Origin of the sequence: Virgibacillus sp. MSJ-26 (genome assembly GCF_018918075.1) — a bacterium.
Classification (GTDB): domain Bacteria; phylum Bacillota; class Bacilli; order Bacillales; family Amphibacillaceae; genus MSJ-26.
Genome location: NZ_JAHLPW010000003.1, coordinates 68480 through 88847 on the forward strand (window position 1 = coordinate 68480; position 20368 = coordinate 88847).

At 35.8% G+C, this 20368-nt stretch carries 21 protein-coding genes, 1 tRNA gene and 3 pseudogenes; 15 read left to right on the plus strand and 10 right to left on the minus strand.

The annotated features are described in order from the left end of the window. Positions 1 to 193 precede the first annotated feature (193 nt). Positions 194 to 658 carry an RDD family protein gene (locus KQI49_RS02280; protein WP_216486455.1) on the minus strand — a complete coding sequence of 155 codons (465 nt, stop codon included), beginning with the start codon at positions 656 to 658 and terminating at the stop codon, positions 194 to 196. A gap of 577 nt (positions 659 to 1235) precedes the next feature. Between KQI49_RS02280 and KQI49_RS02285 the strand changes: the two genes are divergently transcribed. Genes KQI49_RS02285 through KQI49_RS02295 form a run of 3 tightly spaced genes read left to right on the plus strand, consistent with a single transcriptional unit; the run spans position 1236 to position 2242 of the window. Beyond that, positions 1236 to 1781: a hypothetical protein gene (locus KQI49_RS02285; RefSeq protein WP_216486456.1), complete on the plus strand. Its 546-nt coding sequence runs from the start codon at positions 1236 to 1238 to the stop codon at positions 1779 to 1781. A gap of 24 nt (positions 1782 to 1805) precedes the next feature. After that, on the plus strand, positions 1806 to 2021 hold the full coding sequence (locus KQI49_RS02290; protein ID WP_216486458.1) for a hypothetical protein: 216 nt from the start codon (positions 1806 to 1808) through the stop codon (positions 2019 to 2021). Next, positions 2012 to 2242 (plus strand): hypothetical protein, encoded by a 231-nt coding sequence (locus KQI49_RS02295; RefSeq protein ID WP_216486459.1) that lies wholly within the window; start codon positions 2012 to 2014, stop codon positions 2240 to 2242. The genes KQI49_RS02290 and KQI49_RS02295 overlap by 10 nt, the downstream gene beginning before the upstream one ends. A 239-nt stretch (positions 2243 to 2481) precedes the next feature. Here KQI49_RS02295 and KQI49_RS02300 read toward each other — a convergent pair whose 3' ends face one another. Then, complete coding sequence (locus tag KQI49_RS02300; RefSeq protein ID WP_216486461.1) at positions 2482 to 2916, minus strand: universal stress protein; 435 nt, start codon at positions 2914 to 2916, stop codon at positions 2482 to 2484. A 523-nt stretch (positions 2917 to 3439) separates the two neighbouring features. Here KQI49_RS02300 and ectA point away from each other — a divergent pair. From ectA to KQI49_RS02360, 12 genes are all read left to right on the plus strand, one after another. Beyond that, on the plus strand, positions 3440 to 3913 hold the full coding sequence (gene ectA / locus KQI49_RS02305) for a diaminobutyrate acetyltransferase (protein WP_371817512.1): 474 nt from the start codon (positions 3440 to 3442) through the stop codon (positions 3911 to 3913). A gap of 56 nt (positions 3914 to 3969) precedes the next feature. Further along, the gene (ectB, locus tag KQI49_RS02310) at positions 3970 to 5250 is read left to right on the plus strand and encodes a diaminobutyrate--2-oxoglutarate transaminase (RefSeq protein ID WP_216486464.1); all 1281 of its coding nucleotides are present in this window, start codon (positions 3970 to 3972) and stop codon (positions 5248 to 5250) included. A 16-nt stretch (positions 5251 to 5266) separates the two neighbouring features. Next, entirely contained in the window at positions 5267 to 5653 is a 387-nt protein-coding gene (locus KQI49_RS02315) for an ectoine synthase (protein ID WP_216486466.1), read from the plus strand. Positions 5654 to 5764: 111 nt separating this feature from the next. Next, positions 5765 to 6553, plus strand: a complete 789-nt coding sequence (locus KQI49_RS02320; RefSeq protein WP_216486468.1) for a transporter substrate-binding domain-containing protein — start codon at positions 5765 to 5767, stop codon at positions 6551 to 6553. A 417-nt stretch (positions 6554 to 6970) separates the two neighbouring features. Beyond that, positions 6971 to 7633, plus strand: coding sequence for an amino acid ABC transporter permease (locus KQI49_RS02325; RefSeq protein WP_216486470.1), 663 nt, complete (start codon positions 6971 to 6973; stop codon positions 7631 to 7633). Next, positions 7630 to 8352 (plus strand): amino acid ABC transporter ATP-binding protein, encoded by a 723-nt coding sequence (locus KQI49_RS02330; protein WP_216486473.1) that lies wholly within the window; start codon positions 7630 to 7632, stop codon positions 8350 to 8352. The genes KQI49_RS02325 and KQI49_RS02330 overlap by 4 nt, the downstream gene beginning before the upstream one ends. A 266-nt stretch (positions 8353 to 8618) precedes the next feature. Further along, positions 8619 to 9002 carry a YwqH-like family protein gene (locus KQI49_RS02335; protein ID WP_216486475.1) on the plus strand — a complete coding sequence of 128 codons (384 nt, stop codon included), beginning with the start codon at positions 8619 to 8621 and terminating at the stop codon, positions 9000 to 9002. A 177-nt stretch (positions 9003 to 9179) separates the two neighbouring features. Further along, on the plus strand, positions 9180 to 9473 hold the full coding sequence (locus KQI49_RS02340) for a YwqI/YxiC family protein (protein ID WP_216486477.1): 294 nt from the start codon (positions 9180 to 9182) through the stop codon (positions 9471 to 9473). Between the two features lie 33 nt (positions 9474 to 9506). Beyond that, on the plus strand, positions 9507 to 11087 hold the full coding sequence (locus KQI49_RS02345) for a T7SS effector LXG polymorphic toxin (protein WP_216486479.1): 1581 nt from the start codon (positions 9507 to 9509) through the stop codon (positions 11085 to 11087). Between the two features lie 189 nt (positions 11088 to 11276). Further along, entirely contained in the window at positions 11277 to 11756 is a 480-nt protein-coding gene (locus tag KQI49_RS02350; RefSeq protein WP_216486481.1) for a hypothetical protein, read from the plus strand. Between the two features lie 104 nt (positions 11757 to 11860). Beyond that, on the plus strand, positions 11861 to 12658 hold the full coding sequence (locus KQI49_RS02355) for a hypothetical protein (RefSeq protein ID WP_216486483.1): 798 nt from the start codon (positions 11861 to 11863) through the stop codon (positions 12656 to 12658). A gap of 553 nt (positions 12659 to 13211) precedes the next feature. After that, positions 13212 to 13285: transfer RNA gene (locus KQI49_RS02360), tRNA-Pro, on the plus strand. Between the two features lie 155 nt (positions 13286 to 13440). Here KQI49_RS02360 and KQI49_RS02365 read toward each other — a convergent pair. The 8 genes and pseudogenes from KQI49_RS02365 to KQI49_RS02400 all read right to left on the minus strand — a co-directional run. Next, positions 13441 to 13695: pseudogene (locus KQI49_RS02365) on the minus strand (KGG domain-containing protein); the annotation flags it as partial. A 138-nt stretch (positions 13696 to 13833) separates the two neighbouring features. Further along, positions 13834 to 14097, minus strand: a pseudogene (locus KQI49_RS02370) (KGG domain-containing protein); the annotation flags it as partial. Positions 14098 to 14235: 138 nt separating this feature from the next. Next, positions 14236 to 14469: pseudogene (locus tag KQI49_RS02375) on the minus strand (KGG domain-containing protein); the annotation flags it as partial. Between the two features lie 311 nt (positions 14470 to 14780). Then, on the minus strand, positions 14781 to 14939 hold the full coding sequence (locus tag KQI49_RS02380; RefSeq protein WP_216486489.1) for a hypothetical protein: 159 nt from the start codon (positions 14937 to 14939) through the stop codon (positions 14781 to 14783). 22 nt (positions 14940 to 14961) lie between these two features. Beyond that, positions 14962 to 16227 carry a hypothetical protein gene (locus KQI49_RS02385; RefSeq protein ID WP_216486490.1) on the minus strand — a complete coding sequence of 422 codons (1266 nt, stop codon included), beginning with the start codon at positions 16225 to 16227 and terminating at the stop codon, positions 14962 to 14964. A 323-nt stretch (positions 16228 to 16550) separates the two neighbouring features. Then, entirely contained in the window at positions 16551 to 18008 is a 1458-nt protein-coding gene (locus tag KQI49_RS02390) for a nicotinate phosphoribosyltransferase (protein WP_216486491.1), read from the minus strand. Between the two features lie 107 nt (positions 18009 to 18115). Further along, positions 18116 to 18352 (minus strand): hypothetical protein, encoded by a 237-nt coding sequence (locus KQI49_RS02395; protein WP_216486492.1) that lies wholly within the window; start codon positions 18350 to 18352, stop codon positions 18116 to 18118. A 371-nt stretch (positions 18353 to 18723) separates the two neighbouring features. Next, the gene (locus tag KQI49_RS02400) at positions 18724 to 20343 is read right to left on the minus strand and encodes a long-chain fatty acid--CoA ligase (protein ID WP_216486494.1); all 1620 of its coding nucleotides are present in this window, start codon (positions 20341 to 20343) and stop codon (positions 18724 to 18726) included. Positions 20344 to 20368: the final 25 nt, after the last annotated feature.

Here is a 20368-nt window from a genome sequence, read left to right on the forward strand (position 1 = left end):
GCGGGCACGGCTTCAGCCTCCTCGAGAAAACCACTCTGCGGGGTCTTCAGACTCGTGCTATTCCCGCTGGAGTCGCCGCCTTTCGTTACAATCAATTTCAAGAGGATTTATTGAAAAATAATTAAAACTGCAATTATTATTCATTTGGGTTTACTATCTTGGTGTTTTTAAATTCACTCCTACTTTTTAAACACTAATCTCGGTACACGACTCTTGTATTACAAATCATGTCGTGTAGTGCTTTTTTGTCTTTTGTCCAACCAGCTAACATGAATCCAATCATTAGTGGGATAGCCGAGAGAATATATGAAAAGTAGCGACCTATGGATTTCCCGATGCCGATTTGAGTCATATCTGGATTTACCACTTGAATCCGGCAAAGTAATTTACCTGGTGACCCTCTGAACTGAGTAGCCGTGAATATAATGACAAAGATAATAGCGTAGAGCAAATTAGCAATTGAATCAGAAGGTGAAACTAAATTTTCGAATGTAAGTGCCATCTCGTCGGGTGACTGAGTGAGTGAATTATTAATCGATTGGCTAGCATTTTCATTCATAAGAATGGACAAAATCCATGCTAATACAGATGAAAGGATACCATCCACAAGTGTTGCCAAAAACCTTATCCAAAATCCTGCAGGTTTGTGTGTATTCATTTTATGCCTCCTCTACTTTATAATATAATGTAATTGTCGTCTTAATAGGTTGACTATTCCGCCTACTATAAACATTATTGAGGAGATTTCTATATTTTTCAAGTGTAAATTAGATTAAGTGTCATTTGTTTTTTTATCTGGGAACAAGTAGCTGAATACGATACCAAAAATCGCAGCGACGAAAAAGGTTGTAAATCGAGATGTCATCACTTCATCAAGGCCGGAACTGATCCAGAACACCGTGAAGAGAAATCCCGAAATGATTGTAGCGATAAGTCCCGTACTCGAATATCTTTTCCAAAAAATGTAATCAGAATAGCAGGTGACAAAGTACCACCGACACCATCACCTGCCAACTAAGTATAATAAATTTAGTTTAGCACTCGTTGAAAAACTTCAAAATTCGACCAAATAAAACAACAATGTTAAATAACACATTTCCAAGCCGAAGTAATAATAATAAACAGTCTTTTTTGAATTTAACAACAATTATTAATAATGATAATATGATACCAAAAATTAATTCTATGTTAATTGAAACAAACTTATTATGTATAAGAAAGGAGATAGCATTAGAATGAGGTGTTTATCAAAAAAGCTAGTAATTTTAACTTTAAGTATATCCATGCTTTTTATGGGGTGCGATACAAGTGATGAAGAACAAATTAAAAATATCAATTCTATTTTAAATGAACAGTTTAATGGCCCAGAAGATGAATTAATAGAATTAATAGATTCAACAGACAATATAGATTTCATTGGACAAAACGGAGAAGAAGATACATATACTGGTATTGAACAAACTGAATTGGACAAATATCTAGAAAAGAAATTTGGAACTTACATTGCTGATAATATGTATGATGAGTATATAGGAACAATTGCTTTAGAGTATTTGATCGCAGCTTATGTAGCTGATTATCGAATGAAGGTGAGCAATATTGATATTGGAAAAAGTAAATCGAATAAGAACCATTACGAATTTACAGTCACCCTTGATTTACTTAAAGGTGGAAACAGCGATGAATTAAACATAGATGGCAAAGTACAAATGAAGGGAGGAAAGGTAGGTAAAGTCAAAATCTTGGAGGATAATGGATTACTAGAGTTTTATAATCATTAAAATTTTATTTGTGGAGGTATTTAAATGAAGAAAACATCTTATTTATTCTTTATGGTTACTTTGGCCTTAATGTTTACAGTTTCTACACCGGCTTATGCGGATGGTGCGAATAGCAATTATAATGACAATAATGTTAGTAAGTTGAACAACAGTAATAGTGAAAGTTCATTACAGTATGTACCTTGTCCTGGTGGTGGTAAACACACCATGGTAGGAAGGGTACTGGATTTGTGGATATAGATGGAAAAAGAGTCTTAAATAATGGCCAAGTTAGTCAATGCACTAAATGTAAAACCGTAATTATAAGCCAATATAACCCTTTTTCAGTTGGTACCAATAAATTAGGAAATTATGCAAATCAGGTAGCTTATGAGGTTGTTGGACCAATTACTTATATGGAGACCGATCGTATGTATCATAATTCTAATTTGGCCGATATGGAAAGTTATGTATGGCGCTAAGTTTTAAATATTACAATATATTTTAAAACAGTCAATCAAATTAGATTCTATATTAGTAGTCTCTAAAAGATATAATCATCGAAAGATTACATCTTACAATCTAATTCTAGATAATTACTAATTAAGGACTTTTTACAATATCAATTGCCAGAGTGGATAAAATTGTCCACTCTTTTTTTGTTCGCCCAGCATGGGCGAACAAAAAAAGCCTTAACTTGGGGCTGAATATAGAAACTGTATTATTTGATAACTAACACTGGACATCTTGCGTTTTGCACGACATTGTTACTTACACTGCCGAGAAAGATTCTTTTAATATTACCTAACCCACGACTACCGAGAATGATTAAATCGATTTGATTGTTTTCGGCATACTTACAAATTTTCACACCTGGATTTACGTTGTCTTCTTCAACTAAAATATCGACTATGATTGGTATGTTTTCCCGTTCGAATTCTTCTTTAATCATTTCCATTTGTGGGCGAAATTTTTCAACTAAATCATTACTAATGTTTCTTGAAATCTGAGCATTTGTCTTCGGACCAGTTGCTTTCATTACAGATATAAGATGAACTTCAGAATTGGTTTTTTCCCTGGCTTGCCACTTTGCTTCCTGGATCGCATTTCGGCTTAACAATGATCCATCATAAGCAACAAGAATTCTTCTACGCATCGTAAGCCCTCCTCAGATATACATAGTATCTTTCTACTACTAGTATAACATATTTTATCCAATGAAATGGGATTTCTCCATCTTTTATCACTTGTCTTAATATTTTGATTGCCTAGTTTAATGGTTTATTGTGATTGGGCTTGTCTATTCGAGTATACTTATTGAATTTCACATTCAAATGATCCTTATATTAATAATGCTTTTATTTCAGAATAAAATTTATTGTTGTTTATCTCTTAGATAAATAATGGTATCATTCCACTTTTTAGTCTTCTTTTACATTCTTTACCACAATGAAGTCCTCCTCTAATTCAGAAGATATGGTAGGGATTCGCTGAAAATTAGGTATTATCTTAATTTAATGATGTCCTATCGGTTTTAAAACTAGCTGAAGCGAGTTAACCCATTTTGATTTTAAAAATCAATCCCCTTATGATTTATATATGCTTAAATTCACGGGAGGTGAACTGTAATTACAAAGGTCGTTCAAAATGCTTCATCAGGTGTAGGTGTTGCCGAAAAAATTACGTTTAGAGAACCAACAGCGGATGACGGAAGTGAAATGTTCCGCATTGTTGAAGAATCCAAAGTGCTTGATGTCAATTCTTCTTACAGCTATTTGATGTGGGGAAAGTACTTCAGCAAATCATCTATCGTTGCTGAACTTGATCATGAGCTAATTGGATTTGTAACTGGCTTTCTGCAACCGAATTCACCAAACACTTTATTTGTTTGGCAAGTCGCTGTTGACCCTAAACATCGTGGCAAAAAACTAGCCACTAGACTAATCGAAACACTGCTTGATGAGCAAAAGAGTAATGATGTATGTTACTTGGAAGCAACAGTCACACCGAATAACATACCATCTAGTAAACTATTTAAGGGTATTGCGAAAAAACTAAAAACCGATTGTAATATTTCCGAATGCTTTTCAGAGGAACAATTTCCAGACTCTTCACACGAGCCTGAAATGACATATCGAATTGGACCTTTTTAAAAAAGTAAATTAAATACAAATTGAAGGTTAAAAAATTTTGGAGGTATGTAAACTTAATGTCAACTGTTACGGATAAACCTAAAGTCGATTTGAATGTTTTTAAAAAGCACGAATCCGAAGTTAGAAGTTATAGCCGGAGCTTTCCAACTGTATTTGAAAAAGCAAAAGGTTACCGGGTATGGGATAACCACGACAAAGAATATATTGATTTCTTTGCAGGTGCCGGTACGTTAAATTATGGACATAATAATGATGCCATGAAAAAGCTGCTTATTGAATATATCGAAGAGGATTCAATTACTCATAGCTTAGATATGGCGACGAACGCACGAGGCGAATTTTTAAAGCGTTTCAATGAAATCATTTTAAAGCCTAGAAATCTTGACTACAAAGTGATGTTCCCTGGCCCAACTGGAACAAACACCGTTGAGAGCGCTCTAAAACTAGCCAGAAAAGTGACTGGACGCGAAACAGTCATCAGTTTTACTAATGCGTTTCATGGTATGACAATTGGTTCCTTATCTGTGACAGGTAACGCCTCTAAACGTAAAGGTGCAGGGGTTCCACTGAGTCATAGCATTTCTTTTCCATTTGAAAATTATTTGAGCGATGATAGCTCGATTGATTATATAGAGCGTTATTTAGAAGATAGTGGCAGTGGCGTTTCTTTACCAGCCGCCATCATTCTTGAGACTGTACAAGGTGAAGGTGGCATTAACGCGGCTAGCGATAAATGGTTGCAAAGTATTGAAAAAGTATGCAGAAGATTCGGCATACTATTGATTATTGATGATGTTCAAGCGGGTTGTGGACGGACTGGAACTTTCTTCAGTTTTGAAAGAGCAGGTATTGAGCCAGATATCGTCTGTCTCTCAAAATCGATTGGTGGTTATGGATTACCAATGGCTATAACCTTATTTAAGCGTGAACATGACATTTGGGGGCCTGCTGAGCATAACGGAACATTCCGTGGTAATAACTTAGCATTTATTGCTGCAACTGAGGCTTTGTCTTACTGGGAAGATGATCAGTTCACGAAAGAAATTGATAAAAAAGCTGAGTTAATGAGTGAATTTGTTAACCATGTAGTTAGCGAATATAAAGAACTTAAAGCTGAAAAGCGTGGTCGCGGCTTAATGCAAGGTGTGGCCTGTGGTGTTGATGATGTTGCTGGAGAAATTTGCGCAGCTGCATTTGACAGAGGGCTACTCATGGAAACATCCGGTCCAAGTGATGAAGTGTTCAAGTTCTTACCGCCTTTAACAATTGACGAAGAAGGCTTAAAAGAAGGTTTTGACATTGTCGAAGAAAGTATAAAAACTGTTTTAAATAAATAACTGGGGGAAATTTTTAATGATTGTTAGAAACTTAGAGGATATATTAGATACAGAAAGAGAAACAAAAGCTGAAACGTGGGCAAGCCGTCGTTTACTACTTAAAAATGACAATATGGGCTTCTCATTTCACGATACAATTATTTACGCAGGAACAGAAACTCATATTTGGTATAAAAACCATTTAGAAGCTGTTTACTGTGTTGGCGGTGAAGGAGAAATCGAAACAATCTCCGACGGGAAGGTCTATCCAATTAAAGATGGAACAATGTATGCCCTAGACCAACACGATGAACATTATTTACGTGCAACAAAAGACATGCGAATGATTTGTGTCTTTAACCCTCCATTAACTGGAAAAGAAACACATGATAAAGATGGCGTTTATCCACTAGTTGAAAGTTAAGATTATATATTCAGGAGCCCCACTTTAAACAAGTGGGGTTCTGTATGCATGTTCATATAGGGTTCAGAATATTCTTAAGGTACATAGAAATTTAGGGAGGAACATTATTTTATGTTAAAAGGAAATTGGAAATTAATTGCTATGCTGTTTGTTTCCTTATTTGTTGTATTAGGACTAACAGCTTGTGGTGATGATGACGCAGCAAGTGGTGCAGATGGGAGCGCTCTAAAAGATGAGTATACTGTCGTAAGTGATACATCGTTTGTCCCATTTGAATTTAAAGAAGATGGTGAATATGTAGGTTTTGATATTGATCTTATTCACGCGATTGCAGATGAAGCCGGGTTTAAAATTGATTTCGAAACAACAAACTTTGACGGAATAATTCCTGGCTTACAAACTGGACAATTCGATATTGCCATAGCAGGAATTGGGATTACGGAAGAAAGAGCAAAAAAAATAGATTATAGTGATCCATACTATGAATCAGGTTTACGCCTTGCTGTAGCGGAAGACAATGATTCTATTGACGGAATTGAAGATTTGGATGGATTGACAGTAGCAACTCGTCTAGGTTCAACAAGTGCTGCGTTTATCGAGGAAAACATAGGAGGTGCTGAAGCAAACCAATATGAACAACTCGATCAAGCTTATTTAGCCGTCGAAAACGGAAGCGTCGATGCGATTTTATATGACGCACCAAACGTAGCCTATTACATCCAAACTGAAGGTGAAGGTAAACTCAAAATGGTTGGTGACCTATACCAAGCAGAAGATTACGGAATCGCCATCTCACAAGGAAATGAAGAACTAGTCGAAGCCATAAACGAAGCCCTAGAAACACTCCAAGAAAACGGCGAATACGACGACATACACAAAAAATGGTTTGGAGAGGAATAAACAAAAGCGTAAGCGCCCGTTTAGCAACGAACAAACTGGAAGACTTCTGACGAGATAAAGGAAACACGATGAGCGATTAGCGAATCGATGTTGACTTATCGTAGGAAGGAGTCTGAAGTTTGCTAGTTGCTGGGCGCTGAAGCTAGATGATCAAAAGCAAATGTGACCGGTTAGCCCCGACAAGCTTAAGCAAGAAACCGCAGTGGCGACCTTTGCCACGTAGGTTTATTGCTTAAGACCTCGAGGGGCTGGTCACATTTGCTAGACGGCACAAAAGCGCAGGGCGCCCGTTTAGCAACGAACAAACTTCACAAAACTACTGGTTAAATTATAAAGGGAGTAACGGCTATGGTTACTCCCTTTATCACTTTAAAGAAACATCTTAAGTTTTTAAATTACAGAATAGGAGTTATTGATATGATCGGACGGTTTAATTGGGCAGGAATAATAGATTTCTTGCCGCAACTTATGACAGGGTTATATTATACCTTGCTTATCTCAGTTGTAGGGCTTTTAATTGGATTTGTTTTAGGTGCGATTTTTGGTCTAGGACGAATATCTGAAAATAAAATAGTCTATGGTATCTCTTCAATATATATAGAGATAATACGAGGAACGCCTGTTTTAGTGCAAGCCATTTGGATTTTCTTTGCCTTGCCTTTGATTATTGGGCAAACTTTAAATTCTATTGTTGCAGGTATTATTGTTATCGCATTAAACTCAGGTGCTTATATTGCGGAAATAGTCCGCGGCTCTGTTCAATCAGTGGATAACGGACAAATGGAAGCGGGACGTTCGCTAGGACTGAATCATGGTCAAACAATGCGCTATATTATTTGGCCTCAAGCGTTTAAACGAATGATCCCCCCTCTTGGAAATCAATTTATTATTAGTATAAAAGATACATCCTTATTATCTGTCATTCTGGTACCTGAACTTATTTTTCAGGGACGACTTATTGCCGCCAATCACTTTAACGCGGTAGAAATCTATACGGCTGTCGCTTTGTTTTATTTAGTGATTACATTAAGCCTCTCACTGATTTTGCGAAAAATTGAAAGAAGGTTGGATATTACATGATTGAAGTTAAAGATTTACACAAATCATTCGGTTCTCTTGAAGTTTTAAAAGGGATCGATTGTTTCGTTGAAGAAAAAGAAGTATTATGTGTGATTGGGCCAAGTGGATCAGGTAAAAGTACTTTTCTGAGATGTTTAAATATGCTAGAAAAATTAACGAGCGGCGATGTTATCGTTGATGGCAAAAATTTAGCTGATCCAACCAACAACATTAATGATTTAAGAGCGGAGATTGGCATGGTTTTTCAACAATTTAACCTATTTCCACATAAATCGGTGCTTGAAAATATTATTCTAGCTCCTCAGAAAGTTAGGAATCTCTCCTCTAAAGATGCACAAGATCGTGCTTTTTCCTTGCTAGATAAAGTAGGGTTAAGTGATAAGGCAGACATGTACCCTGATCAGCTGTCTGGAGGTCAGCAACAGCGAGTCGCTATCGCACGCGCTTTAGCTATGGAACCTAAGATTATGCTTTTTGACGAACCAACCTCTGCCCTTGATCCCGAATTGGTTGGAGAAGTATTAGAAGTAATGAAGCAACTGGCACACGAAGGGATGACCATGGTTGTCGTGACACATGAGATGGGATTCGCTCGTGAAGTCGGTGATCGTGTACTTTTCATGGACGAAGGCGTCATCGTGGAAGAAGACCAACCAGAAAAGATATTCACGGAACCACAGTCAGAACGGACGAAAGAATTCCTAAATAAAATTTTGTAAAAATATATAGAAATCTCACCTATAAGACTACTTTTAACTGAATCTAGTTGAGTAGTCTTTATTAAAACTGATTATTCTCCCTGTTGTTAGAAACATAACAAATTAGTTGCTAAAGTCCCATCTTCATAGGTATATTGTTTCAATTTCAATAGAATCTGTTCCAAAAAGTTATTATATTGTTTATACTCTTATACAGTTTTAAATTTATGTTTATGTTCTATTTTAAACTTTAAAAAGACTCTATTGCTATTTAATGAGGGATAACTATGGACAATGCAGATCAAATCAAGCTTTTGGAAAATGACATTTCTATGTTGAATGAGCAAATAAATGAAAATAATGCTGATATTTTTAGACTTGAAAAATCAAAGGAAAAAATCATGAAAAATCAGGAGGAAATTGGAGAAAAGCACACCCTCACCACCCAACCTAACTTATCATCGGAAACATGGGCAGGTAATTATGCTAATGAATTTATAGAAATTAGGGATTCTATTGAACAGGAATTCAAAAGTATTCTTGATCTACAAATTGAGGTATTAATCGATAATATTTCCTTAAAAACCTCTCAATTAGTGGAATTAAATAGAACCTTCGAAGATAAAATTCAAGAAAAACAATTAGAAATTAGTTTTTATCAAAATCCATAGAACGCGCATTTCAAATGCTTAATAACCTCCTAAAATATGGACTACATTTGCTGATTGAACCAATAAGAACTGCACGCCGAAGTTGAAGAATCAATTCATTAAAGAGTTATCCATAGATTTTTAAAAAATCGAGAGCACAACAAAACTATACCCCACTAAAGGAGTTTGATGGTATTCATGCCCGAAATTATAATAAACCGTGAAGAAGTAAATTCGGCTTTAGAAAGGTTAAAGCAGTGTATAGAGGATATAACAGCCTCAAAATCAAATCCAGAATTCCCCACTTCCACATTAAACTTTCTTGATAAAATAACATCCATCGAAGATAAATACTACCAAGCATTAGGTCAATATAAAGCAACACTTTTGAAAATTGAGACAGACATTCAGTCAAATATCAAAACATATATTGAAGCCGATGAAAGCTTAGCCCATCAAATGGATGCTAACTCCACAAAAGCTAAAATATAGCTCAGTTTCAAGTGAAGATGAGGAGTCTAAAAGATGAAAATAATTAAAGTAACTGAAGTCATCGACGAAATTAATGATCTTATCGATAATAAAGAACAGGAACAAGAGCAGCTGGAAGCTTTAAGTAATGAAATACATAATGTAATTAATTTAGATGATGCGCTTCAAGGCAAAGGCGGTGAAGCTATAAAAGAGCATTTCACAACCCTACACGTGAATGCCATCATTTTATTTAACCTACTTCTAGAAGAGTACATTCAAGCTTTAAATGCTATTAAAAGTGCAGTTGAATCTTTTGAAAGTAAAACAGGGGTGATTCATACAGAATTTCTCAGAGAAGACATTATCGATAAACTTAGTGAGCTCAGCAACTTCACGAATGAAGTTGTTGATGACATTAACAAACAATACGATGAAGTTAGTGATTTGGTTGCTGAAGGAAGAGTATCTACCTATTATTTTAACTTAAATATTGCAAATGCTGGAAGCCATGCAGAAGACACGGCTACAAAACTCGAAACACTCGATAAAGAAAGTACCTCCAGTCTCTATTCTTCTGAAAATACTGTGGACGAACTCTCTCAATTTACATCTAAAATAGAGTCTTGGACGAAGGATAGTGTATTTTTAACCGATACTGAATTAGAAGAGATAGAAAGCTTTTATGCTGAATCAGATATGATTCAAAAAATGATAAATGATGCGGAAGAGTTGTCACTAGAGCAGTCGGATTCCACCATCCAGGGACAAGTTGCTAGCTGGATAGAATTGATGGGAAAAACGACTGGAGCATATCAAGTCGCCAAAGGAGCAATAGTTGCCACGATATTGAATACTGGAATGCTTGAACTAACCCAAGATAGCAAAGGTAACTATATTATCAAGGCTTCAGCAAAGTGGAAACAAGTGAACGGAAAATATGAATCAAGACTAGCTGAAAATATTCATAAATTATTAAAGATAGGAAGCGGTGGTTCAACCAATCCTATTAAAAGGTATCTATCAAAATACAATAATACCCCGAGCGGCATGTTAAGACAAATCATTGGCATGAAGCCAGGGACTAATAAAATTAGCTTTGGTAAAGTTGCGAATAATTACTCAAATACACTTGTGCTTGATGATGCCGCATTGCAAGATTACAAAATGAAAGTAGATTGGAAGAGGACCACTGATCAGTTAACGGATGCAAAACAATTAAAAAGCTATGCAAAAAAAATCCCAGGAGTCGGGCTTGCCCTTTCATTTGGTTTTAATTCAGCCGAATTTTATAGTGACGACAACAACCGAAAGTCTCTTGGTGAAAAAAGCGGAAGATTTGTTGCAGGACTAGGAGTTGACGGGGGAGTTGCTGGATTAACTACCGTTGGAGCTATGGTTGGATCAGCAATTTTTCCAGGGGTAGGAACAGTCATTGGTGGTGCAATAGGAGCAACGGCTGGTATCGTTGGATCGATATTCTTTGAAGATAAAGTTAAATATCTTGGTGAAAGTGCTGGGCGCTGGGTTGAAGATACTGGTAAAGGGATATATAATTTTGGTGTTGATGCGGTCGATAATATAGCAGATACTATTTCTGGGGCAGGTAAGTTTTTATCAGGGATTTTCAATTAACTTGGTGTACACCAATGGTATACTTTATAAATTTATATCGGAAAAGGTGATTTGTTGAATAGCGATTCCAATCAAAATTCTTATGGTAAGTATTTTCTCATACAATCAAATATTATTCTATTATTGATTTGTATTATCTTTTCTCTCGGATTTCGAAACCTTGGGAGTTCCGAGATTGTAGGATTATTAATGGTTATACTGCCTGCTGAATTATTTCTTATACTAGTTTCCATAGTGACTTGGAAAAAAAAGACTATATACAAAAAAGAAAAGGTTTTTAATAGACCCTTTTCTAAGAATGAATGGATAGGTTTAGTTATTGGTGTTGTTTTTTTATCTACATTTTCTTTAATCTTTCTTGGCGCGGGTGTCCCGTTCCCTGCCACTCTTGTTATACTATCTCTAATGGCAAGTTTTCCATTAGGATTATATTCTATTCTTTTTGCTCCCCTGGTTATTGTAAATTATGAAGCAAATGTGTATGATAATTCAGAAACTATAATGGGGTATTTTTTTAAGTATTTTTATATTGTATTCTTTGGACTTACATACCACGTTCACTGTACTCTTTTAAAAATGCCTTTTTTGGTGAATAAACTTTTTGCTATTTTATATACAGGACTTGTTGTTTGGGAAGCGTTTATGATAATACTTTATTTTGATTTATAGTAATATGATATGTCTAATTGTCGGATTGAAATAATATTATTATTTGGTATGTTTAATTTAAAAATTATGCTAAGATTTTTAATTTGATACGAGAGGTGAACGATTTGGAAACGACGAAGGAAATCGCCCTAACTAATAATGAATTAGTCGCCGCCCTCTCCCTTAGTGGTTATAATGACGTGGCTAGTCAAATTCTTAATGACTATAGTTTAGTCAGTGGTGAGGCTGAATTCACTCGTTTTGTGCAAGAAACTGAAACAACATTAAAGGAAAAGGGATATTGGGATGAGAATAGAAACTCAAAGCTAGCTAAAGGACTAGAAAGCTTACTTTCTTTACTTGTTCATGCCAAGAAAAAAGTTCGGTGCGTGAACATGGAAAACTATAGTGTATTATTAATTCATTCCATCAACCATACGCGGGTTCTGCTGCAAAGAATTAGCAACGGTAAACATGCCTTTTATTTTCACGATAAGAACAATGGTCTTTACGATATTCTAAGAAATCATTACAATCTAACTGATTCTGAAGCTAGTATTGAAGGAGCTATCCCTCTCCAACTCTCAGACCAACTTGTCGATGAATATCACAAAAGTGAACCTATTGTATTAGAAACATTATCTAATGATAAAGCACAGCCAAAACCTTTTCGGGATTTTGCAAGACATTTTTTAGATAATGGTCAAGAATTTGATAATATATCATTGATGATTTCTAATTACGTTAAGGATGAAAGCGAATTTGAAGAAATTCAATTTTTATTACCTGGGGATTCATACATTTGGCATATGAATTATGAAGCTTTGGAAAAGAATAGTACTATTATTATGGAGCCTATCCCTGTATGGACCTATTTTAAAGAAATTGAACGAGTCCTTAATGAATTCTTTTCTAATAAATAAAATAACAATAAAGCCTGACAACATGGGCTTTATTGTTATTTTTTTGCTGGTCGCTTCACTATTATCAATCCTTTTAAAAAACATCCCACTTCTATATCAGTGTTGTAACTACAATATTTTCAACCAACCATACAGAATTTACCAGCGCTGTTTTCGCAAATTATTATCTCAATTTATGCGCGATTATCCGTTTCCTTTTTTGTTTTAAATGTTTGCATCCATTTTCATCCGACGCTAAGTGTTGATATATTACTTGATCATCTACTACAAAATGTCAAGTCACCCCTTTTCCATCTGCTCCGTCACGTTATACTTGACGGACATTTCAGTGTTTGCAGTGTTGTGAACAGTCATGGACCTTGTGACCATATCGTCCCCCCCCGACGTTGGTTAGTATATTCTTCCTAAAGGATACTTTTAATAAGGAGGTATTTCCATTGTTGAAAATAAACTGTAATGAACGATTTTCTTATCAATCTATTAACTTGTATTTAAACATTATTAGCGATAGAATAATAACAGTCCTAGAGTATACTAAAAACATACTTAACATCGGGATGTGGCTCAGCTTGGTAGAGCACTGGCATGGGGTGCCAGGGGTCGCAGGTTCAAGTCCTGTCATCCCGATTTTATTTAAAGCTAATCATTAACTTTCAAGTAATTTGATTTGAAACGATAGTTATCTTTTGTTAACATAAAAATGGAAGGGAAAAGAAGATTCACTCTCCTTTTCCCTTGGGTCAATTCTTAATTCCCAGTTAAGAATTGTTTTTACTTTGGCGGCTGCGTTCTTCGCCGCCTTTTTGTCCAATGTCTTGATAGAATTCTTTGTCATGATTCTTAGAGGTTGTTTCTCCACCTTTTTGACCAATATCTTCATAGAATTCTTTATCATGAGTTTCTGCCGTTGCTTCTCCGCCTTTTTGTCCGATATCTTGATAGAATTCTTTGTCATGATTTTGTGCTGTTGTCTTTCCACCTTTTCTTCCTGCTTCTTCTAGAGACATTTTGTTGTTCTTTCTATTGTTTTTAACCATTCTAATATCTCCTTTCTGTTTTTCATGATTGTTCTAACAGCTTACAATATTGTGTTTTCCACAAGCACATTCACTTTAAACACACCGTTTTTAAAATCAAGTTAAATCCAAACTAAAAATTTAAAGTATCCTTACTTAGTTTTGGCGGCTTCTTTTGTTTCCACCTTTTTGACCGATATCTTCATAAAATTCTTTGTCATGGTTCTTAGATGTTTGTTCGCCGCCTTTTTGGCCGATATCTTGGTAAAATTCTTTATCATGATTTTTAGCGGTTTGTTCTCCGCCTTTTTGTCCGATATCTTGATAGAATTCTTTGTCATGATTTTGTGCTGTTGTCTTTCCACCTTTTCTTCCTGCTTCTTCTAGAGACATTTTGTTGTTCTTTCTATTGTTTTTAACCATTCTAATATCTCCTTTCTGTTTTTCATGATTGTTCTAACAGCTTACAATATTGTGTTTTCCACAAGCACATTCACTTTAAACACACCGTTTTTAAAATCAAGTTAAATCCAAACTAAAAATTTAAAGTATCCTTACTTAGTTTTGGCGGCTTCTTTTGTTTCCACCTTTTTGACCGATATCTTCATAAAATTCTTTGTCATGGTTCTTAGATGTTTGTTCGCCGCCTTTTTGGCCGATATCTTGGTAAAATTCTTTATCATGATTTTTAGCGGTTTGTTCTCCACCTTTTTGTCCGATATCTTGATAGAATTCTTTGTCATGATTTTGTGCTGTTGTCTTTCCACCTTTTCTTCCTGCTTCTTCTAGAGACATTTTGTTGTTCTTTCTATTATTCTTAGCCACTTTTAATATCTCCTTTCGAATTCTAACGTTTTTGTCTTGCATAAGTGTTATTCCACGGTTGCTCATCCTTAAACATCAATTTAAATCTTAAATTATTAATAAAATTTTATCTCATTTATTAATTCTCAAAGTGTATCAAGCTCCTTTTAACTATTTAACTTTGACATGATAGTAAAACTATCATCTACATTAGTGTCCTTCCACTTGAATAATGTTTTAAAACTTATTTTGAATTAAAAAGCAGTAAGTGCATTAACACCTACCGCATAACAATCAAAGGGTTATCTTTTTTTCTTTTTATATTTATCATCAAGCTTTTTAAATACTTTTTCCACTGCGCCGTCTTTCTCCAATTTATCAATATTTTTTTGATTGAGTTCCAGACGATCTTCTTCTGGTAAATTAAAATGTCCCTGATTCTTATTGTTTTTTACAGCCATAACCATTAGCCCCTCTCCTTTATTAAAAACGCTCATTAATGGTTGGATCAATATAATTTTTCCTTTTAATCCAAATAAACCCATCTCCCTTGGTAATAACTGCAACATCAATAGGCGGACCAACTGACTCGGTTGCTCTTGTAACACGGCGCTTAAAAGATGTTAGGTTGACAAGTGCTTCTGCCATCTCAGCTAATTCTTCTTTTGGAAGAGATCTGACCACCCCGAGTAGTGGTGCGATATAATTTTTTTGCTGATAATCATATAAAGAATCTTTCATTGAACTATATACGTCTTTACCCATTTCCTTTAGGTCGCTAACCTGATTTTTAGTAAACTCAATACCTAAGTTTTTTTCCACTTGTTCATAATATCGTTTTAATACTTGATCAACTATCTCGAAAATTGTATCTTCCATATTTGGTTCAATGCCACCCATAAATGAATCGACCATCTCCCTTTGGGCAAATGGCATGATGGCAGCAGTACTCCCATCATCATCTGTCGTATAGCTTATTCTTTTTTCGGTTATTTTTTTATACTTTAACTGCCCAAAAACAACCCCCTCTAGTCGATAAGTTAATAAATGCGGAAATATATTACTCTCACCATAACCAGCGATGACAATCCCTGTACTTCCGATACTAAAGTAATCCTTTTTTATTGCTTCAAAAGCTAATTTACACAACGTTTCATCGAGGTCTTGAGGTATCTCATAAACAATAACTTCTTCTTTAATTTCCTGAATAACGTCATTAAATTTTGTTTTAAACGATGAATAATCTATGTCTAAAAACTCTTCTTCCATATTTTTAAAATCTTTAGTATATCTCTCGATACAATCAGTCAGCAATAACGTCACTTTTTCATCTTGAACTTCTTCATCAGTGGGGGCGTTCTGATTATAAATATCTTCTTCAACCTCTTGTACTATCTCCTTTAATAAATCTGAAAATGTCCGGTATATAATAATATGTTCTAAATTCTCTCGACTAAATCTTTCATCATGGCGGAGAAAGTCCAATAAATTTTCCATGTAATAAGAAACTTTTTCATACTTTTTATCGCCTAAATAATTACGGTATGACTTAATTATAATATCCCAGGGAACTTCCATAAAGGAGGCTGCACCATAAACCATAATGCCAATAGGATGATCCTTTGATAACGGAAAAAGTTTATTTGCTGAATTGTATATCTTTTGAACCCCATCTCGGCCACTTGTAATTGCACTGTCTGCTGCTAAAGCCATACCAAGTTTATTCATAATGACAACTTCTGCAGTCATATCATCCCCTACCTTTCCTTGTTATCCTATAACCTAAGTAAAAGGGGTTAAAACAATAACAAAAGTGCGGGGCATCCGGTTAGCAACGTGCAAGTTGGAGAAGGCATGACGAGATAAAGGAGACTTAAAGAGCAGAGCGATTCAAAGTCGACTTATCGTAGGAAGGCATTCGAAACTTGATAGTTGCTGGGCGCTGAAGCTGGACGTGGCCAATATCAGTATAAAGTTATCTACAATTTCAAGACGGGTGTAGTTTCCTTAAAAACTAAAAAAACATCCTTATGTCTCAATAATTAGAGATATAAGGATGGATAAGTGTTCATTTATTTTATCTTTTTTATACTTTCACGTACTTCCTGGATATTTTTCATGCGGTTATCCCACGTTTTCTGACTTAAATCAACAGGATACTCTTCCGGTCTTACCGTACGTTTATATTCATCCCAAAGTAGATCCAGTTGCTTCAATGCATATGCCTGCATACTTTCTAAGTTCGGGTTTTCATATTGAAGTTCACCGTTTATGAAAATGTCATGATGTAAGTTTTTCGCTTTGAAATCCGTGACAAACTTACTTATAAAAGTATGAATTGGATGGAACATTTTTAATCTATCTTCTTTGTTTGGGTCTTCATCTTCTAACGTAATATAATCCCCTTCAGAACGATGATTGACTGTGTTAATAATCCGATAAAGTTTTTTTATTCCTGGTGTCGTCATCTTTTCAGGGTTGGATGATATTTTAATTGTATCTTGCATGTCCCCTTTTTCATCCTCAATAGAAGCTAGTTTGTATACTGCCCCCAAAGCAGGTTGGTCGTAGGCAGTGATTAATTTTGTTCCAACACCCCAAACATCAATTTTAGCACCTTGGCTTTTTAATGATAGAATTGTATCTTCATCCAAATTGTTGGACGCATATATTTTTGCTTCGGTGAAACCCGCTTCATCTAACATTCGTCTTGCTTCTTTAGATAAGTAAGCCATATCTCCACTATCTAATCGAATTCCTAAAAAGTTAATTTTATTTTTTAATTCTTTAGCCACCTTAATAGCGTTCGGTACACCAGAGCGTAAAGTATCGTAAGTATCAACTAAAAACACACAATCTTTATGACAGTCTGCATACTTTTTGAATGCTTCATATTCATCTTTATAGGCTTGAATCATCGAGTGGGCATGCGTCCCCGCCACGGGTATACCAAATAATTTACCTGCCCTTACATTACTTGTAGCGTTAAATCCTCCGATAAAAGCAGCTCGAGTTCCCCATATAGCTGCATCCATCTCTTGAGCTCGCCGAGTTCCAAATTCCATTAATAATTCGTCACCAACAATATGTTTTATTCTCGCTGCTTTTGTTGCAATTAATGTTTGATAGTTCACAATGTTAAGTAAAGCTGTTTCGAGTAATTGAACTTCTGCAAGTGGGGCTTCAACCCTTAACAGAGGTTCATTACCAAAAACGACTTCGCCTTCACATACCGATTTAATATTTCCTGTAAAACTAAGCTTACTTAAGTACTTTAAAAATTCTTCTGAATAACCTAGTTCGTCTTTTAAATAAGCCAAATCAGATTCGTGAAACTTAAAGTTTTTAACATAATCAATAATGCGTTCCAACCCTGCAAAAATAGCATACCCGTTATTAAACGGCAGTTCTCTAAAATACAAATCAAACACAGCCCTACGGTTATGAATACCATCTGCCCAGTATGTTTCTGCCATATTGATTTGATATAAATCCGTGTGTAAAGCCAGACTATCATCGGTTGATAACATATATTAGACCCTCCAGCAATTTTCTAACTATATTTTCTAGCTCGTCTACATCGTGTCTATGCTTTCTTATTTATACTATAGCATTGTTTTCTGAGGATTAAAAACAACTACACAAGGAAAGACAGGATAAACGGTAAAGTCAACGTGTAGAAGCCAATCGCACTTAAAACAACAACACTAATAAGTATAATGCCAACCCCGATTATAAACACCAAGCCTGTTGTTTTAAAATTTCTTGTATCAGTCCAAACAATAAAAGCAAGGATGAGTAAAAACAAGCACCCTATGATAATAGAAGCAAAAGGATTTGTTGGAACAATCCAATCATACCATCTTATCTGCATCCCACTTCTCCCCCTGATCAATATCCAAGAGTGGTTGATATTTTAAATTTAAACTAAGGAACCTTATACAACCTTATGCAGTTTACATGAGTTTGGTGATTATTTTTTATTTTTTCATGCTATAGTAAGTGCCTCTCCTTGGTCTATATGCCTTCATCTCGTTCTATGGCGGCTTCTTCTCGGTTTATGCGCCTTCATCTCGACCTATGCGCTTTCATCTCGACCTATGCGTATTCAATAAGTTTCTGTTCACGATTTTACCCTATTCTATTGATGTGAAAGTTAAACTGAAAAATAATCCGAACAGTTGATTTATATATTAAATCACTGTTCGGAATTGAGTTATCCTCTCATATTTATATATGAATGGGTTAGTTTTTCTCAACTGAATAATGTTCACGGATTTGTTCTCTTAAAGCACGTTTTAAAAACTTACCGACGGATGTTTTAGGAATGTCGTCCATGAAAATGACGTCATCCGGTAACCACCATTTAACAAAGTTCGGTTCTAGATATGCCATAATATCCTCTTTGGTGAGTTCAATTCCGTCTTGGAGAACGACACAAGCGACAGGGCGCTCCTGCCATTTTGGATGTGGTACAGATACGACTGCGGCTTCGAAAATTCCTTCATGCCCCATGAGCGCGTTCTCGAGTTCCACAGATGAAATCCATTCTCCCCCACTTTTAATTAAATCCTTCGTACGATCGACGATTTCAATATTACCTTCTTCGTCCATCGTCGCCACGTCTCCGGTATGCAACCAACCATCTCGAAAGCTTTCTGCACTTCTTTCTTCATCTTTATAATATTCATCGGCAATCCACGGTCCACGGATTAATAGTTCTCCCATATCTTCACCGTCACGATTGACTTCGCCATTTTCATTCACTATTTTGACGTCAAGTCCTGGTACGACAAGACCTTGTTTTCCTCGAATCTTAAGTCGTTCTTCTTCAGGAAGATCTGTCTGATAACTTTTAAGACGAGCTAGTGTGACAAGTGGGGTTGTTTCCGTCATTCCATAGGCATGGATAAACGGAATACCATGCTTTGATTCAAAGCCTTGGATAAGCGCCTTTGGAGCTGCTGATCCGCCACAAAGTATGGCGCGTAAACTTGACATATCGTAGTTACCAGTATCTAATTCGTTTAACAATCCAAGCCAGATTGTCGGTACTCCAGCTGTTGCAGTTACTTTGTATGTTTCAATAAGTTCAGCTAATACTTTTGGTGTAGCCATTGGCCCTGGGAGGACTTGTGTTGACCCTAGCCATGTTGCACCAAACGGCATTCCCCACGCATTGACATGAAACATCGGAACGACTGGCATAGCTACATCTGATTCAGATAAACCAGCTGTATCAACCATACTAAACGCCATACTATGAAGGGTGATTCCACGATGTGAATAGACTACACCTTTTGGCTTTCCAGTAGTTGCAGATGTGTAACACATACCAGCTGGATCATTTTCATCCAATTCAACGGTATATTCATAACTTGAATTCCCTTCAGCGATTAAATGTTCATATGAGTAAAGGGGATCGAGTTCCGACTTTGGCACAAAATAATCTTCGCCCATGACGATGAATGCTTCGACGGTTTCTAGTTCTTGATGAATTTTTTCAATCATCGGCAAAATATCAGGATCTATTAAAAGAACTTTATCTTCCGCATGATTGATAATATGAATTAAGTGCTCCTCAGGCAGGCGGATATTAATCGTATGAAGAACTGCACCCATTGATGGAATGGCAAAGTACGCTTCTAAGTGGCGATGATGGTTCCAAGCAAGTGTTCCGACACGATCTCCTTTTTCTATCCCGAACTTTTCAAGTGCACTGGATAGCGCTCTAGTTCGCTCTCCAACTTCCTTATAAGTTAACCGGTGAATGCCACCTAGTGTACGAGAAATAACTTCTTTTTTCGGGAAATACTTTTCTGCACGTTCTATCATGGAGGTAACGGTTAATGGGGTGTTCATCATTTCGACCATCTCCTTTTTGTTATAT

Coding starts and splice junctions, on each gene's coding strand:
- KQI49_RS02315 (WP_216486466.1), top strand. CDS start 5,267: ATGATTGTTAGAAACTTAGAGGATATATTAGATACAGAAAGAGAAACA.
- KQI49_RS02340 (WP_216486477.1), top strand. CDS start 9,180: ATGCCCGAAATTATAATAAACCGTGAAGAAGTAAATTCGGCTTTAGAA.
- KQI49_RS02390 (WP_216486491.1), bottom strand. CDS start 18,008: ATGTTATCAACCGATGATAGTCTGGCTTTACACACGGATTTATATCAA.
- KQI49_RS02400 (WP_216486494.1), bottom strand. CDS start 20,343: ATGATGAACACCCCATTAACCGTTACCTCCATGATAGAACGTGCAGAA.
- KQI49_RS02290 (WP_216486458.1), top strand. CDS start 1,806: ATGAAGAAAACATCTTATTTATTCTTTATGGTTACTTTGGCCTTAATG.
- KQI49_RS02335 (WP_216486475.1), top strand. CDS start 8,619: ATGGACAATGCAGATCAAATCAAGCTTTTGGAAAATGACATTTCTATG.
- KQI49_RS02285 (WP_216486456.1), top strand. CDS start 1,236: ATGAGGTGTTTATCAAAAAAGCTAGTAATTTTAACTTTAAGTATATCC.
- KQI49_RS02380 (WP_216486489.1), bottom strand. CDS start 14,939: ATGGCTGTAAAAAACAATAAGAATCAGGGACATTTTAATTTACCAGAA.
- ectB (WP_216486464.1), top strand. CDS start 3,970: ATGTCAACTGTTACGGATAAACCTAAAGTCGATTTGAATGTTTTTAAA.
- KQI49_RS02330 (WP_216486473.1), top strand. CDS start 7,630: ATGATTGAAGTTAAAGATTTACACAAATCATTCGGTTCTCTTGAAGTT.
- KQI49_RS02320 (WP_216486468.1), top strand. CDS start 5,765: ATGTTAAAAGGAAATTGGAAATTAATTGCTATGCTGTTTGTTTCCTTA.
- KQI49_RS02300 (WP_216486461.1), bottom strand. CDS start 2,916: ATGCGTAGAAGAATTCTTGTTGCTTATGATGGATCATTGTTAAGCCGA.
- KQI49_RS02280 (WP_216486455.1), bottom strand. CDS start 658: ATGAATACACACAAACCTGCAGGATTTTGGATAAGGTTTTTGGCAACA.
- KQI49_RS02395 (WP_216486492.1), bottom strand. CDS start 18,352: ATGCAGATAAGATGGTATGATTGGATTGTTCCAACAAATCCTTTTGCT.
- KQI49_RS02325 (WP_216486470.1), top strand. CDS start 6,971: ATGATCGGACGGTTTAATTGGGCAGGAATAATAGATTTCTTGCCGCAA.
- KQI49_RS02350 (WP_216486481.1), top strand. CDS start 11,277: ATGGTTATACTGCCTGCTGAATTATTTCTTATACTAGTTTCCATAGTG.
- KQI49_RS02345 (WP_216486479.1), top strand. CDS start 9,507: ATGAAAATAATTAAAGTAACTGAAGTCATCGACGAAATTAATGATCTT.
- KQI49_RS02385 (WP_216486490.1), bottom strand. CDS start 16,227: ATGACTGCAGAAGTTGTCATTATGAATAAACTTGGTATGGCTTTAGCA.